This window comes from Rossellomorea sp. KS-H15a (assembly GCF_024195245.1).
GTDB lineage: Bacteria > Bacillota > Bacilli > Bacillales > Bacillaceae_B > Rossellomorea > Rossellomorea vietnamensis.
Genome location: NZ_CP096886.1, coordinates 1,552,748 through 1,568,257 on the forward strand (window position 1 = coordinate 1,552,748; position 15,510 = coordinate 1,568,257).

General features: G+C 46.0%; 12 protein-coding genes and 1 riboswitch. Of the genes, 9 read left to right on the forward strand and 3 right to left on the reverse strand.

All coding sequences use genetic code 11. The features are described 5' to 3' along the window. Positions 1–42: 42 nt before the first annotated feature. From M1J35_RS08035 to M1J35_RS08045, 3 genes are all read left to right on the forward strand, one after another. A complete protein-coding gene (locus M1J35_RS08035) occupies positions 43–2,112 on the forward strand; it encodes a BglG family transcription antiterminator (protein WP_254653337.1) in 2,070 nt (689 codons plus the stop codon). A gap of 5 nt (positions 2,113–2,117) precedes the next feature. Further along, entirely contained in the window at positions 2,118–3,257 is a 1,140-nt protein-coding gene (locus tag M1J35_RS08040; RefSeq protein ID WP_254653710.1) for a mannitol-1-phosphate 5-dehydrogenase, read from the forward strand. Between the two features lie 345 nt (positions 3,258–3,602). After that, a complete protein-coding gene (locus M1J35_RS08045) occupies positions 3,603–4,250 on the forward strand; it encodes a 2OG-Fe(II) oxygenase (RefSeq protein WP_254653711.1) in 648 nt (215 codons plus the stop codon). A 43-nt stretch (positions 4,251–4,293) separates the two neighbouring features. Here the strand turns inward: M1J35_RS08045 and M1J35_RS08050 are convergent, their stop codons facing one another. Then, complete coding sequence (locus tag M1J35_RS08050) at positions 4,294–5,253, reverse strand: DMT family transporter (RefSeq protein WP_254653712.1); 960 nt, start codon at positions 5,251–5,253, stop codon at positions 4,294–4,296. A 368-nt stretch (positions 5,254–5,621) separates the two neighbouring features. Then, a riboswitch (Lysine riboswitch) is annotated at positions 5,622–5,798 on the forward strand. 113 nt (positions 5,799–5,911) lie between these two features. On the opposite strand from M1J35_RS08050, the gene lysA reads away from it, so the two are divergent. The 3 genes from lysA to M1J35_RS08065 all read left to right on the forward strand — a co-directional run bounded on the left by lysA (position 5,912) and on the right by M1J35_RS08065 (position 9,203). Continuing rightward, positions 5,912–7,198: a diaminopimelate decarboxylase gene (lysA, locus tag M1J35_RS08055; RefSeq protein ID WP_034762257.1), complete on the forward strand. Its 1,287-nt coding sequence runs from the start codon at positions 5,912–5,914 to the stop codon at positions 7,196–7,198. Positions 7,199–7,308: 110 nt separating this feature from the next. Beyond that, positions 7,309–8,178 carry an ABC transporter permease subunit gene (locus M1J35_RS08060; RefSeq protein WP_254653338.1) on the forward strand — a complete coding sequence of 290 codons (870 nt, stop codon included), beginning with the start codon at positions 7,309–7,311 and terminating at the stop codon, positions 8,176–8,178. Beyond that, positions 8,175–9,203 carry an ABC transporter permease subunit gene (locus M1J35_RS08065; RefSeq protein WP_254653339.1) on the forward strand — a complete coding sequence of 343 codons (1,029 nt, stop codon included), beginning with the start codon at positions 8,175–8,177 and terminating at the stop codon, positions 9,201–9,203. Before M1J35_RS08060 ends, M1J35_RS08065 begins: the two co-directional genes overlap by 4 nt. A 24-nt stretch (positions 9,204–9,227) precedes the next feature. Here the strand turns inward: M1J35_RS08065 and M1J35_RS08070 are convergent, their stop codons facing one another. Beyond that, positions 9,228–9,473, reverse strand: coding sequence for a hypothetical protein (locus tag M1J35_RS08070; RefSeq protein WP_254653340.1), 246 nt, complete (start codon positions 9,471–9,473; stop codon positions 9,228–9,230). Between the two features lie 294 nt (positions 9,474–9,767). Between M1J35_RS08070 and M1J35_RS08075 the strand changes: the two genes are divergently transcribed. From M1J35_RS08075 to M1J35_RS08085, 3 genes are all read left to right on the forward strand, one after another. Beyond that, entirely contained in the window at positions 9,768–13,481 is a 3,714-nt protein-coding gene (locus M1J35_RS08075; protein ID WP_254653341.1) for a S8 family peptidase, read from the forward strand. Positions 13,482–13,630: 149 nt separating this feature from the next. Then, on the forward strand, positions 13,631–13,888 hold the full coding sequence (locus tag M1J35_RS08080; RefSeq protein ID WP_254653342.1) for a hypothetical protein: 258 nt from the start codon (positions 13,631–13,633) through the stop codon (positions 13,886–13,888). A gap of 69 nt (positions 13,889–13,957) precedes the next feature. Continuing rightward, positions 13,958–14,449, forward strand: a complete 492-nt coding sequence (locus tag M1J35_RS08085) for a GyrI-like domain-containing protein (RefSeq protein WP_034762265.1) — start codon at positions 13,958–13,960, stop codon at positions 14,447–14,449. Between the two features lie 59 nt (positions 14,450–14,508). Here the strand turns inward: M1J35_RS08085 and M1J35_RS08090 are convergent, their stop codons facing one another. Continuing rightward, positions 14,509–15,411: a LysR family transcriptional regulator gene (locus M1J35_RS08090; RefSeq protein WP_254653343.1), complete on the reverse strand. Its 903-nt coding sequence runs from the start codon at positions 15,409–15,411 to the stop codon at positions 14,509–14,511. Between the last annotated feature and the right edge of the window lie 99 nt (positions 15,412–15,510).

A 15,510-nucleotide genomic window follows, 5' to 3' on the forward strand; every position in this document is an offset into this window, starting at 1 on the left:
TTGTTTTGAAAAAAAGCTCATGCCAGGGAAAGAGGGGAAAGGATGTTTATTACCTCAAGGGAAAAATCCATTATTGAATTGATAGTAAAAACATCAGGGAAACATACCGTGTACTCTCTTTCTGCATTTTTGAATGTGAGCGGAAGAACCGTACAGCGAAATTTGAAATCAATCGAAAGCATTTTAAAACAGTACCATCTGGAATTGAAAAGGACGGCCAATGAAGGTCTGTTCATCGAGGGGAAGAATGAGCATATCTATCGTTTAATACAAAACCTTGCGGATGTGAGTCCGACTGACGAAACACCTGAGGAACGAAAGCTGAACCTCCTGATCATCCTTCTGCATGAAGGCCCTTCTTTTAAAAAACAGGTACTGGCGAGTCAGCTCGGGATCAGCGTGACAACCTTGTCTTCTTACCTGGATGAGCTTGCCGATTGGCTTCAGAAGTATGGGATCACCCTGACGAGGAAACGAGGGGTGGGGGTGGAGCTCGTGGCGGAAGAAGCCGACAAGCGTCATGCCCTGGCAAGTTTTTTCCTGGTCCATTTTTATGAAGACATCATCGAGACCCTGTATGGGATGCAAGAGGGCCATCATCTTGATGAACCGGTTCTCGGTTATTTCAAACCGGACTATTTACTCGCCGTCGACCAGGTGGTGAATCATCATTTGGCGGACGAGCAGATCACGTTAACGGACAGTGATTATATCGGTCTTATCGTGCATATCTGCCTGACAGTCCAGCGAACTGAAATGGGCTTCGGATTACAGCAGAAGGAACCCTCTGAAGAAGAGGGACCCCGGGAGTTTCTGTTGATGGACAAGATATGCGGGGAACTGAAACAGCGGCTTTCCGTATCAATCAACCATCTGGATGTACAATTCTTGACGGTCATTTTGAAAGGATCAAAGGTGCAGGATCCAGAAGTCGTATACTATGACAGTATCCTCCTTGGTCACCTTATCAAAAATATCATAAAAGATGTTTCGGCAGACCTCCACGTGGATCTGTCCGATGATTTTTCTCTGTTTCAGGGACTCCTTGCCCATATGGGACCGTCCATCTTCCGTTTGCAACAGGAGCTCGATCTTTTCAATCCCCTGACGGATGAAATCAGGAAGAAGTATCCGGTCTTATTTTTAGCCGTGAAAAAGAGTCTGGAGATGGAGTTCAAGGATATCTCGTTTCCAGATGATGAGGTGGCGTTCATCGTCCTTCATTTCGGATCCGCCATGCTGATGAATGAAGAAAAGGTCAATATCCAAGCTGTAGTGGTGTGTCCCACAGGAATCGGGACGTCCAAGATGCTCGCAAGCCGCATCCAGCGGGAGTTGAGCATGATCAACAAGGTGGAAATCCTGTCTATCAAGGATTTTCAGAATGCGGATCTCGAGGAGTACGACATTGTCATTTCCACCGTCAGGCTTCCCTTTACGGAAGTGGAATATATTCTGGTGAGTCCATTATTGAGTGAGAAGGACATCGGTTTCATCCAAAGTTACCTCCAGAATAACGTCGAGAAGCTGACGAGGAAAAAATATTTGAAACCATCCCCGAAGTCTGACGGGAAAGCCGAAGTGAGAATGCTCCTTCAGGAGATCAAAGATGTCCATACCAGCATGGAAGCCATCCTTACCAATTTTCGCGTATACCGGAAGCAGTCTGCGGGCAATCACGTCAGGATCCTGAGTGAAATGGTGGGGCAGGCAGACCGGGATGGACTTCTACAACAGCCTCAAGTGGTCATGGACCAACTGATGGAAAGGGAGAAGAAAGGCGGACTGGGCATCCCGAACACGAATATGGGGCTTTTCCATTGCCGGGATCATAACGTAAATAAGCTGATCTTTCAGGTGGCCCATCTGGATGAACCTTGCAAGATCAAGGGGATGGATGGTGCTGAGATGGAGATGAAGAGCCTTCTCCTGATGCTTGCCCCGGAAGAGTTGAGCAGACGGGAGCAGGAAATCCTCAGCCTGATCTCAACAAGTTTAATCGAAGATCATCGATCGATGATGATTTATTCGTCCACGAACGAAGCGATCATTTTAAAGAAATTAGAAGAAATCTTTCTGGACTACTTACAAACTAATTTGATAAAGGAATGATGATGTTGAAACAAGCCGTACATTTTGGAGCAGGAAACATAGGCAGAGGGTTTATCGGAGCATTGTTTTCCCAATCAGGTTACCATGTGACCTTTGTGGATATTGCGGAACAAGTGATCAATAAACTGAATCAAGAAGGACGCTATGAGGTGAAGCTTGCAACGGAAACGATGGAAACAGAAACGATTGAGAATGTGTCCGGCCTGAACAACCTTCATCAGGAAGGGGAAGTAATCGATACGATCGTCTCGTCTACCTACCTGACGACGGCAATCGGACCGAACATCCTGCCACGGATCTCACCCCTGATTGCTAAAGGGATCACTAAGAGAGTGGCCTCTTCAGATGATCCGTTATACGTCATCGCATGTGAAAACCAGATCGGTGCAACGGATATTTTGAAAAAGCATATCTTGGAAAATCTTGATGAAGATACGGCTGCAAAGCTTGAAGGCAAAGTCTTCTTCTTCAATTCAGCGGTGGATCGCATTGTACCGATGCAGGATCAAGGATCATTGGACGTCCTCGTTGAGCCATACTACGAGTGGGTGGTTGAGACGACCGAAGAAATCCCGCCTGTTGAAGGAATGACGATCGTGGAAGATCTTGCACCGTTCATCGAGCGGAAGCTGTTCACGGTGAACACAGGGCATGCTGTCATTGCTTACCTTGGATATCTGCAAGGGAAATCGACCATTGATCAGACATTGGCCGATGAAGAAATCGCTGCACAAGTGAAGGAAACGTTGAAAGAAACAGGTGCCTACCTTGTGAAGCAATATGGTCTCGATGAAAACGACCATCTTGCTTATATTGATAAAAACATCGAACGCTTCAAAAATGCCTATTTGAATGATGATGTGACCCGTGTGGGACGCGCGCCGATCAGGAAGCTTGGTCCCGATGACCGCTTGATCCGTCCGACCACGGAAGCTCAAAAAGCAGGACTGTCTTATTCGTATCTCGCCAAAGCGATTGCAGCAGCGCTACTGTTCGACAATCCTGAAGACGAACAGGCCATGGAAATCCAGGGCATGATCAAGGACCATGGACCAGCTCATGTTTTGAAAGAAGTGAGTGGATTGGATGCGGATAGTGAAATCGTGAAGGAAGTAATGGTTCAGTATGAAGCATTGAAGAAATAAATGGATGGACTGTCGGATGGGATCCGGCAGTCTTTTTTTATGGGTTTTGACTACGTGTCCTTTCTGTGACATCCATCAACCCACGCCAATCCTACACCTGAGTCATCCTCTTTATTTTTCAGCGGAAAATGAAAAAATAAAGATAGAATTCCCCTCATCCCGGGTGTAAAATATATAAAAATACACTCTCATATTTTGACATGCAGGAGGAAACAACCGAATAAAATATACAGTTATGCCTAACGTTGCTTTCGTTTTTCCAGTCTGGAAGATTCAAAGAATGCTTCCACCAATATAAGAATTCAGAATGTTAAAAATACGATAAGAGGTTGATGAAAGTTGGCAATGGATACGAATGAAATAGCTGTAAAGGAACAAACGATTTTTCACCATACGGGGAATAAGATCAAGACGGAAGACCGGGACATTCACATCATTGCGAAAATGGAGGAGCCCCTGATCGTCGTGCTTGGCAATGTGCTGAGTCATGAAGAATGTGATGAACTCATCCAATTGTCAATTGATCGGGTCGAGCGCTCGAAGATCGGGAATACACGGACGGTCGATGGACTGAGAACGAGCAGTTCTGTCTTTTTGGAAGAAAGTCATGACGTCGTGACACGTGTTGAAAAGCGAGTCTCTCAAATTATGAATATACCCGTTGAGCATGGGGAGGGTCTTCAAATCCTGAACTATAAACCGGGGCAGGAGTACAAGGCTCATTTCGATTTCTTCTCTGCATCGGCAAGGCCCGTAAAGAATCCGAGAATCAGTACCCTTGTCATGTATTTGAACGACGTAGAGGAAGGCGGGGAAACCTACTTCCCGAAGCTGAATCTCTCTGTTTCCCCTCAAAAGGGAATGGCGGTTTACTTCGAATATTTCTATGATAATCAGGAACTGAACGATTTAACGCTGCATGGCGGTGCACCGGTTGTCATCGGGGACAAATGGGCTGCGACCCAGTGGATGAGAAGGCGGGTATTTAAATAATCGGAAAGGAGGAGTATCCCCAGTGAGGGATGCTCCTCCTTTTTTAGCTAGCGGATTTTACTGGCTTCACGACTCCGGCATTCATTTTTTTCACGTTGACGGTGTGGATGATCATGCCGGCGATGATCAGGATGATGCCGAGGAGAGCAAACCCTGACGGAAGGGGAACGGAAAGGATGGCCGCTTCTCCCATGATGACGAACAGGATCTGGGTCGACTGGGTCGCTTCCACTGCCGCGAGTTTCCCGGGATGATGCCTTGCCATGTTCGTCGCAAGGAAAAAGAGGGAAGTCGCAATCACGCCTGAGCAAACGGCGACGATAAAGGATTGTGTCACTTGACCAGTGGAGGGGACGCCTACTTTGAAAAATGCATAGCTTCCAAGGATCAGCCAGAAGGGAGTGCTTGCGATCGTCATCCCGAGTACCCGTTGAAAGGTATCAAGTTTTCCGCCGCATACCTCCATCATTTTACGGTTCCCAAGGGGGTAAGCGAACGCTGCGACAATCACCGGTAAAACTCCTGTGATCATTTCTGAAAGAGACAGCCCACGGGCATTTTCCTGTTGGATGAACATCACCCCGATTAGAATGATCGAGGAAATGCCGAGAGCCCTTTTTTGAATGGTGAGCCTGCGTCTCACAGGTCCTGATGTGAAAAACAAGGGAGCGAGCAGGATCCCGGCCACAATCGTGAATTGCCACGTCCCCGCAACAAGCCAGCCGGGTCCATATGCCGCCGCATACGTCAAAGGACCATAAAAGAGGACAAACCCGACAAAGCTCCACGTCAGCCACTCGTATGGCTTCTTCCTCATTTCAATCCACACTTGATTTATATTCTTCCGTAAACCTACAATAAGGAAAAGGAAAGGGAGCATGAACAAAAAACGCAGGGACGAACTCCACATCCAGCTTCCGCCGGCAAGTTCCATGGACCGGTTCAGGATGAAGGTGACGGCAAAGAACATGGATGAAATGATACCGATAGTCAGTTCTTTGATGGGAAGCACTCCTTTCTAATGACATACACTATCGTTTATTTTAAATTCATTTTAGAGGAAAAATCCTCACTAAGGAAGTTAAAAATAGTTTTTTTAATCGTTGATTGGTGGTTTTTAAGGGCTTGAGACTATCACATTCACATCATTGTGGAAAAATCGTCCTTGATTGCGTCGTTTTGGAGGGTGATTGCGTCATTATGGAAGTAATTGCGTCGTTTTTAAATTAATTGCGTCATTCCCCATAGTTTATGCGTGTTTTTGAAATAAATGGTAATGTGAACTCCGAAATCACGCTATATCCAAAAACCAATTGACAACCATTTCAAGAGAATGATATAGTTATGCCAATAAAAAATATACAGTCACTCTCTGATAATAGAGGCGCGAGAATGATGAGTACCTTCTTTGAGAATAATGGATTCCGGGATAAGTTGGGAAAGGCAGATCGCCGAAGCAGAAAATAGCCAATTCTATTTTTTGTTGGGCCAGCATTGAAGAAATGCTGGACTGTCACAATGCAAAAGTTGTGGAGCACTATTGAAGAGATGTTAATACATAGTCTTCATCTTGGTTCCGTAACCTTTGATGAAAAACCGTATGAGCATCTGCTTCATACGGTTTTTTTGTGTTTTTTAGAGAGTCAAAAGGAGTTAGGGATATGAGTACAGTTGATGTGAATGTTCAAGGGGATTTAACGATCGGTGGGATCGGTACGGGTGATTTGGTCGAAAGATACGGGACACCCCTGATGGTTTATGATGAAGGGATGATTCGCGGGAATGCTAAATTGTTCCGGGATGCATTCCATGAAAGTGGTCTGAAATATCAGGTGGCCTATGCGAGTAAGGCATTTCTTTGTAAAGAAATGGTGCGCCTGGCGGAACAAGAAAACCTCTCCCTGGATGTGGTCTCAGGAGGGGAATTGTATACGGCCCTTGAAGCTGGTTTCCCGGCAGCACGCATCCATTTTCACGGGAACAACAAATCCGAAGAGGAGCTTCTAATGGCACTTGAAGCTGAAATTGGCTGCTTTGTCGTCGATAGTTTCCTTGAACTTGAACTGCTCCATGACCTGGCAAAAGAGCGGGAGCAGGAGGTGCAGATCCTCATCAGGGTCACACCTGGCGTGGAAGCCCATACTCATGAATACATCACGACGGGCCAGGAAGATTCGAAGTTCGGATTCAGCATTTCAAACGGTCAGGCGGCTACGGCGATCGGGCTTGCGATCAGGAAGCCATACTTCTCATTGCTCGGCCTCCATTCCCATATCGGATCTCAGATCTTTGAACAGGAAGGCTTCGATCAGGCGATCCGGGTGCTGTCTGATTTCATGCAGCGGATCCGGATCGACTTGGACATTACGATGCCTGTCTTGAATATCGGTGGCGGATTCGGTGTCCGGTACACGGATGAAGACCAGCCTCTGCCGATTCCGACCTATGTCAAAGGGATTACGGATAGTGTGAAAACCTATTTTGCGAAAAATGAATACCCGCTCCCGGAAGTCTGGGTGGAGCCGGGTCGAAGCATGGTGGCGGAAGCAGGTACGACGTTGTATAAAGTGGGCTCAAAGAAAATCATCCCGGATGTGCGCACGTATGTGGCGATTGACGGAGGGATGACGGATAATATACGCCCGGCGCTGTATCAGGCGAAGTATCACGCGGTACTGGCAAACCGTCCGAATGAAGAATGTACGGAACGTGTAAGCATCGCGGGGAAATGCTGCGAGTCGGGTGACATGCTCATCTGGGACCTGATGCTGCCGCCGACGAATTACGGTGATATTCTGGCTGTGTTCAGTACGGGGGCATACGGGTATTCTATGGCGAGTAACTATAATCGGATACCGAGACCGGCTGTTGTGTTTGTGGATAACGGGGAATCCCGGGTCGTGATCGAGCGGGAGACGTATGCGGACCTTGTAAGAAAAGATCGGTAGGGGAAAGAAAGGTGGAGTCCAGAAGCGGCTTTACCTTTTTTTATGGGATTTTTTGGCTTGTTATGGTAATGTAAAGGTAACTTTATCCAATGAATTCGGAGGATCAATCTATGAATCTCAAATCGATCGGTTCCATGGTTTTGAAATTTGTCTTCGTTCTGTTCGGAATCATCCTTCTGACAGGCCTCATCGGTTTGTTCAATGAAGGGGTGGATCTCAGTTTGAAACAATATGTCCTCAACATTGTGGAGATATCGACCTCCCTCATCCATTCTGAATCGATGACCATCACGAATGAATCGAACAACTCATATCCGATGTTCCCGGCCTTCTGGGATCCGTATTTCTATTCTGTTTCGATTTTTTTGTCTGCCTTTCTTTTATCCATCCTCATGGGCATCTTCCTTGCGTACCTCACACACTTGCTGCCATCCGCCTGGTCAACGTTCATCCTTAGGGCGACTAACTTGCTCGAGTCCACACCTGATATCTTCATCTTGATCGTCATTCAATACAGCGTCATTTTCATCTTGAAAGAAACAGGGGTGCTTCTGTTTCCAATCGTCGGCTCCCAGGAAAAGGTGTATTTCGTTCCTATTGTGACTTTGTCTATTTTACCGACGATCATGTTGTTCAGGATCATCTATCTGTTGGTGAATGATGAATACGGGAAGACGTATGTTGATCTGATCAGAAGCAGGGGGATGTCCAAGCACTGGATTTTCTTCATCCATGTCCTGCGGAATATCGCGTTCAGTTTATTGAATCATTCCAAATCCATCATTCTGTTTCTCTTATCATCATTGATCGTATTTGAAAGATTATTTAATATTTATGGCATCACTCATTTCATCCTATCATTCTCTCAAATGGATGTGATCTGTTTCAGTCTGATCATGTTCTATCTGCCGGTTTTTGTCCTGCTCATCCTCATCAGAACCATCGTTGATCGTAAGACCGGGCAGAAGGTGGCGATATGATGCTGAAAAAATTGATGAAGAATCCGTCATTCATAATAGGCTTTATCTTTTTGTTTGGTATGTTTGCCGCAAGTCTTGTTTATTATGTCGGGTGGGGGGATGAGGTGCCGAAGTTGGATCTTTTGAAAAATGAAGAAGGGGAGCTTCTCAGCCCTCCCTATTCACCAGTGGAGTATCCACCCCTTGGTACCGACAATTTTAACCGGAATATCTTCCTTCTCATCATCGTTGGCGCGAAATATACCATTGGGGCAGCGCTGGCGATCACGCTATGCAGAGTATTGCCTTCGGTGTTCATGGGGTTGATCCTTCACTTTTATTTAAAACCATTCAGGAGAATCATTGATCACATGGTGGATGCCGCCAACTATTTTCCGCCTACCTTATTATCTTTTTTATTATTGAATTGGATGATGTTGGACGGTCCGTTGCATCATCCTGAGGGATTTCCTTATGATTTTACGGATAAAACGATTTTTTACCTGATCATTCTTATCGTGATTTCACTTCCGAGTCTCACCCTGCTATTTACGAATGAATATGACCGGATCATGAGTCACGAGTTCATTGATAGTGCGAAAGTGCTGGGAGCAACGAAGCGTCATTACATCAGGAATCATATTCGTCCTTTTATTCTCCCGCAGATTCTTCTCGTGTCGATCAGGGAATTTATGATCATCATGCTGTTGATTGCACATCTTGGGGTATTGAACATTTATATAGGGGGATCATCACTTGAGGTAGACCTTTTTGACAATCCGTTCCTGGCTTCCCTATCTCATGAATGGTCGGGTCTTCTCGGCGGATGGTGGCAATTCCTGTGGACCACCTATCCGTGGATATCCTTCATCCCTGTCGTTTTCTTTACTTTGACGATCCTGTCTGCAAAGTTGATGCTGATCGGGTCGACACAAGTGGTGGAAACCCTTATGGAATCCTCAATAGAAGAAGGATCGGCTGAAGAAACTGAAACTACAAGCCTAAAAGACAAAGAAATATTCCAACTTGTGAAAGAAGCGAAGTGAGTGGCTGTATCTATTAGCCTATGTTTATAGTCCGGTATAGGGAATGATCAAGAAGGCAGCATCTGCCAGGGTGCTGCCTTCTTTCTTTTCTGTTTCATCCTGATAGCCCGGGTCAAGCGGGGAATGTGCGATTTGAACGCTTATTCCATGGAGTTTTTCACGATTATATAAGAGGACTTTAGTCTTCAGAGAATGGAATGGAAAGCTACTTTTCGTTACTCTCCCCATGATATCCTTCTCCTGCCACTGAGTAACTGCACCTAATTTCATAGAATTGTTTCCTGCTCTCCGGGGAGCGGGGGCCATCCTAGTACTCTCGTCCCGGAAAATAACCCCAATTGAGGAATCCATGTTCACACCCTTACAATTCAATTAACGACATGAGGTTCAATCGACTTCCAGGGCATACCTTTTAAATCCAATCAAGGAGGCGGTGGCATACTGTTTTTCCCGTAGTCTATCAATTATGCAACAGATGTTGTGACTACATACTTTATTCTTTTTTTCTTACCTAGATTCTACCCTTAGCCTGTATGAAGACTTTAATAGAATAGGAGAATGATAATGAAAAAGCATAACGTTAAACCGCTTCTGGTCGGATCAATCGCTGCCTCGATGATTGCGGGCTCGATGTTCCAAGTGGATGCAAAAGGCGCCCCTACAAAGGACGTCAATCCTGAACAGTCAACCGTTGATGTAAAAGACAGCAAAAAAGGGGAGCATACCATCACCCTCATAACCGGAGACGTGGTGAAAGTCTCTACGTTAAACAATGGAAAACAAATCATCAATGTGGAGCCGGCAGAGAAGAACGGTGAGGGAGTCAGGGTCATGACGATCAAAGATGAAACCTTCGTCTTCCCGAACTATGCGATGCCTTATATGTCAGCGGGTAAGCTGGATGAAGATTTGTTTAACATTACAAAATTGATCGAGTATGGGTATGATGACAAAAACACAGATGCTGTACCGGTCATTGTCGAATACAAAGAAACGAAAGCGAAATCGATCAACGCTGCACCAAAGGGGTCCAAGAAAGTAAGGGAATTGGAAAGTATCCAGGGAGCCGCACTTTCTGCAGAAAAAAAGCATGCTGAAGTTTTTTGGAATGACGTGGCGGTTCAACATGATGAGAAGCAAGTGACATCTCAATTTAAAAACGGTGTCGACAAAATCTGGCTAGACGGCCGTGCGGAAGCAGCGCTCGATCAAAGTGTGCCGCAAATCGGAGCAGACGAGGCTTGGGAACAAGGGTATACAGGAGAAGGCGTCAAGGTGGCGGTCCTGGATACAGGGATTGACTCGGAACATCCCGACATTACAGGTCAGTTAGATGAAGCAGTCAGTTTTGTGCCTGGAGAAGAAGTAAAGGACGTCCATGGTCACGGTACCCATGTGGCCTCGACGGTTCTCGGTACTGGAGCGGGTGACGGTAAGCATAAGGGAGTTGCACCTGATGCCCGTTTATTGGTAGGAAAGGTTTTGAGTGATGAAGGATATGGACAGGATTCCTGGATTATTGATGGAATGGAATGGGCATCTGAGCATGCCAAAATCGTCAATATGAGTCTTAGCAGTGATATGCCGAGTGATGGAACAGACCCAATGTCAGAAGCGGTCAATCGATTGACTGACGAAAAAGGGACACTATTTGTCATCGCTGCAGGAAATAGAGGCGGGGAAGGGACCATTGGTTCTCCAGGGGCGGCCGATTCTGCATTGACGGTTGGAGCCGTGGATAAGTCGGACGAACTTGCCTACTTCTCTTCCAAGGGTCCGAGATATGGAGATATGGGTCTGAAACCTGATCTATCAGCACCAGGAGTAGACATCGTGGCGGCCCGTTCCCACTATTCAAGTGGAGAAGGATTGTATAAAAGCATGAGTGGTACTTCGATGGCCACGCCTCATGTAGTAGGAGCAGCAGCGATTTTAGCAGAGAAGCATCCAGAGTGGGACGGAGAAACATTGAAACAGGCCCTCATGAATACGACCAAGAAGCTTGATGGGTATCAGCCTTATCATGTGGGGACAGGTCGGGTGGACATCCCGGCGGCACTCGACGCAGAGGTAAGGGTGACTGAATCCGTTTCATTCGGCTTCTTCAAATGGCCGCATGATGGGGCAGAACCAGTTGAAAAGGTGGTCACATACACCAACGAGGGCAAAGAAGAAGTGACGCTGGAATTGGATGCCACTTTTACGAATGCGGAAGGAAATGAAGCTCCTGCCGGTATGCTGACTCTTTCTCAAGAATCAGTCACGGTGCCAGCGGGTGGAAAAGTGGATGTTAACGTAACCCTCGATTCAACTCTGGGTGAAACAGGCTCACGTTATCAAGGATTTCTGACAGCGAAAGCAGATGGAACAGAGCTTGTCCGTACGACAATGGCCATGGTCAAGGAAGAGGAACGTTACCCGCTGACCCTGAATGCAACTGATCGTGACGGGGAGAAAGGACTTGCTTATGTTGTGTTGTTCAGTGAAAAGATGGAGCCTGAAGTCGTGGCTGTTGATGGATCACTCGAGCTTCGATTGCCACCTGGTACGTATTCAGCCATGTCACTTATGGATGTAGATGCTGATACAGATGATATGGGGGTTGCGCTTGTAGGGGATCCTGAAGTGAAACTGGACGGACCGAAGACGGTTGAGCTTGATGCACGTAAAGCCAAGGAAATCAAAGTAGTCGTTCCAAAGAAAGCCGAAGCGAACTATAAGCGTCTGGAATATCATCAAACCATCGGAGACATGCCGATGACAAGTCTTTACTTAATGCCTGTCTGGATTGATAAGATGTATGCCGTACCGACTAAAGAAGTGAAGAGTGGGTATTTTGAGCAGCTGACACGCTGGCGTCTGACAAAGCCGACCTTGACAATTAATTTTAAAGGGAAAGAATTGGATGATATCCCACTGGCGGGAAGTACGTTGTTAGATGGGAAGTATAATCTGTCCACAGTCTATGCGGGTAAAGGGAGCGCTGCTGACTTTGATCGCCTCAAAGCAAAAGGAAAAGCTGTCGTAGTCGATCGTAATGCAGAAGTGAGCGTGTCCCAGCAAGCGACAAATGCTGCTGAAGCAGGGGCAAAGCTTGTGATCATTGTGAATAATGAAGACAAAGAATTCAGTGTATACGCGGGAACTCCTGAATATACCGATAATCCTGTTGCTGTTGCGGGTATTAGTAAAAGCGAAGGGGACAAGCTCGTCAAAGCGGTCCGTTCAGGAAATGTAAAGTTAAAGGTGGAAGGAACGGTCGATTCACCTTACCTTTATGATTTGATGGATGTGCATGAAGGCTCAATTCCTAAAGATTTGACCTATGCACCAAAAGGGAAGCAATTAGCGAAAATCGAAACAAATTATACTTCACCTGTTGAAACGGATGGCGGGGAGTTCCGATATGATCTGCGCCCTCACACGATGAGAGCAATTGGATTCCTGCAAAAAGTGTCACTGCCAAGCGCCCGGACTGAATATGTATCGGCGACAGAAGGCACAGGTTGGTATCATCAGGCAAACGTACTCGATGAGACCTGGCAGGTGCGACAACCGCTGATGACCTATGATGGAGGAGAGAAAATTTCTGAGAACTGGTTCTCGCCAGTGGTTCGTCCGAGTCTCGGAGATGGATACTGGCCTCCGAGAAGACAGGGTAACTCACTTCAAATCAATGTTCCTGCATGGGCTGACGGCGGGAAAGGGAACACCGGTGGCACGGATTGGGATGTCTCAAACCAAAATCAGACCACCCAGTTATACAAAGGTGACATGTTACTGAAGGAAGGAAAAGGGCAGTCCTTGAATGTTTGGGACATCTTACCGCAAGAACGCACTCAATACCGATTCGTCACAGATGCCAAACGGGATGAAAACCGCTGGAACACTTCTACACGCACCCATACGGAGTGGACATTCTGGACAGAAGCAACAGAGAATTGGATGGAAGACCTGCCATTCCTGATCCTTGACTATAAGGTGGATACAGATGTGAATGGAGACGCCCTATTGAATCGTCCAACCGAACTCAAACTTTCTGTAGAGAAGGTAGAAGGAGCCATCGGTTATGGGGATGTAAAAGATGCAGCCTTAGAAGTGTCCTTCAACGAAGGGAAGTCATGGAAGAAAGTAAAGCTTGAACGGGATGGAGATACGTTCAAAGCGATCATCAACAACCCGAAAAATGCCAAGAATGTATCACTGAAAGCCAGTGCCTGGGATGATAAAGGGAATAAGATCAGCCAGGAAATTATAAAGGCTTATGGATTGAGATAGATTTATAGTAGGAAGATGCCTGAATCATCAGGGCATCTTCTTTTATTTCACTGAAACCATTTTGGCATAGGCCCGTATAGTAAGGTGACAAACGTTAAGAGTAGCTCTTTACTGAGAGACTATTACGAGGATTTGATCTAGGAGGAAGAATGATGAATAAACCTTTGGAAAGTATTTTCTTTCTGTCCGTCTGGATCGGGAAATGGATTGGAAAAAGAATTGGGAGAGAAGTAAAGGGGCTTATCAGTTTCGTACTCATCTACTTCATCTTTAAATTACTCCTCTCAATCTTGACCGATATGATTGGAAGTCCGTTCATTGATCAGTTGTTTTACTTTTTCAATACATATCTTTTGTTAGGAATGTTTTATGTATATGCTTATGATTGGAAGAGCTCAAAAAAATAGTCCTGGCAGATTAGAGAGACCAATAGGAGTTCATGAAGGAGTCAATTATTAATTGAAAGGAATGACTGTATGAAACCTGAAATCGTAAATGTACACTCTAAGAAACTGATCGGAAAATCCAAGATGATGTCCCTTGGGGAGGATGCAACAAGAGAACTGTGGCAAAGCTTCATGCCTCATCGGAATTCGATTCCTCATCGTGTAGATGAAAAACTATATAATATGAAGGTATTTAAACAAGGGACTGATGTGAGGAATTTAAACCTTACTACTCCTTTTCTTAAATGGGCTGCTATAGAAGTAGAGTCCATTGAAACTGGACTGAATGGGATGGAGACCTATACTCTTCAAGGTGGACTGTACGCCAAATTTCTTCACCGCGGTCCCGCTAGTCGTTTCCACCAAACCCTTGAGTATATTCACACAGAATGGATGCCTGCATCCGAATACAAGCTAGACGATCGCGAACACTTCGAACGCTTCGACGAACACTATAACCCAGCCAATCCCAACTCAGTCGAAGAGGTCTGGATTCCCATTAAGAGAGGGACGGACCTCTAAATTCCAGGCAAACCCCAGTAGGGACGGACCTTCATTTGCAAAAATGAAGGTCCGTCCCTTTATAGTTGATTCAGCTTCTTCCCGATGTGCTGGAAGTAGTTGATCATGAAGGGGTGAAACTCTTTGGAGGTTCGCGTGAAATGTCTTCGTTTGGACCAGCCGAGGCCGATGGTGCGCACGCAAGTTGGGCTTTTGATCCGGATTTTGTGAGGAAATGGTGTCCGGCGATTCATCCATGAGATGGCTGGGATGAAGGCGATGCCGAGACCTTGCCTGACCAAGTCCCCTATGACGCCGGGTTCATCTCCTTCGAAGGAAATCACGGGTGAGAATCCCGCCTGTAAACAGATCTCATCTGTCAGGTTCCTGAGGCCGTACCCTGTATTCATGCTGATGAACGGTTCATCCTTCACTTCGATTAAATCGATTTCCTCCCTGTCTTCCAACCAGTGACCGGGAGGGACGATGAGGAAGATTTCCTCTGTCATCAGCGGCTCCCATACGATATCTTCATCATCTTCCAAGGGGATGGAAGAAATGCAGTAATCCACTTCACCATTTTTTAACTGTTCTTTCATTTCAGCCATCGAGTGGACGAATTGCTGAAATCGGACGTGGGGATTATCCTTCAAGAACGACCCGACCAGATCCGGTAGGACCCTTGGGATGGTGACGGCCATCCGGATGGTATGTTCCTCTAGGTTCATCGCCTCCCTGATCTCTCTTTTTCCTTCATAGATTTCCATGAATATACGTTCTACCCGGTTAAGAAAGAGTTTTCCAAAGCGGTTTAGTTTGATCTGTCGGTGCTGTCGTTCGAATAACGGCACTCCCAGATCTTCTTCCAGACGTGCAATCGTCTTGCTGAGTGAGGGCTGGGCAATTCTTAGTTCCTCTGCAGCCCTGGTCATATGTTCCAGTCGGGCAACGGTCTGAAAGTAGTGGAGCTGTTGTAGTTCCATAAGAACACATCCTTTCATAGACTGAAAGCTATATATGTATAACTCATTATGTATTATACATTATCATTTTATCCACGTATGATAAATGGATGTAAATGA

Excerpts from the sequence above, each read along its gene's own strand:
- M1J35_RS08045 (WP_254653711.1), top strand. The coding sequence starts at position 3,603 with ATGGATACGAATGAAATAGCTGTAAAGGAACAAACGATTTTTCACCAT.
- M1J35_RS08035 (WP_254653337.1), top strand. The coding sequence starts at position 43 with ATGTTTATTACCTCAAGGGAAAAATCCATTATTGAATTGATAGTAAAA.
- M1J35_RS08070 (WP_254653340.1), bottom strand. The coding sequence starts at position 9,473 with ATGAAATTAGGTGCAGTTACTCAGTGGCAGGAGAAGGATATCATGGGG.
- M1J35_RS08060 (WP_254653338.1), top strand. The coding sequence starts at position 7,309 with ATGAATCTCAAATCGATCGGTTCCATGGTTTTGAAATTTGTCTTCGTT.
- M1J35_RS08085 (WP_034762265.1), top strand. The coding sequence starts at position 13,958 with ATGAAACCTGAAATCGTAAATGTACACTCTAAGAAACTGATCGGAAAA.
- M1J35_RS08090 (WP_254653343.1), bottom strand. The coding sequence starts at position 15,411 with ATGGAACTACAACAGCTCCACTACTTTCAGACCGTTGCCCGACTGGAA.
- M1J35_RS08075 (WP_254653341.1), top strand. The coding sequence starts at position 9,768 with ATGAAAAAGCATAACGTTAAACCGCTTCTGGTCGGATCAATCGCTGCC.
- lysA (WP_034762257.1), top strand. The coding sequence starts at position 5,912 with ATGAGTACAGTTGATGTGAATGTTCAAGGGGATTTAACGATCGGTGGG.
- M1J35_RS08080 (WP_254653342.1), top strand. The coding sequence starts at position 13,631 with ATGATGAATAAACCTTTGGAAAGTATTTTCTTTCTGTCCGTCTGGATC.
- M1J35_RS08065 (WP_254653339.1), top strand. The coding sequence starts at position 8,175 with ATGATGCTGAAAAAATTGATGAAGAATCCGTCATTCATAATAGGCTTT.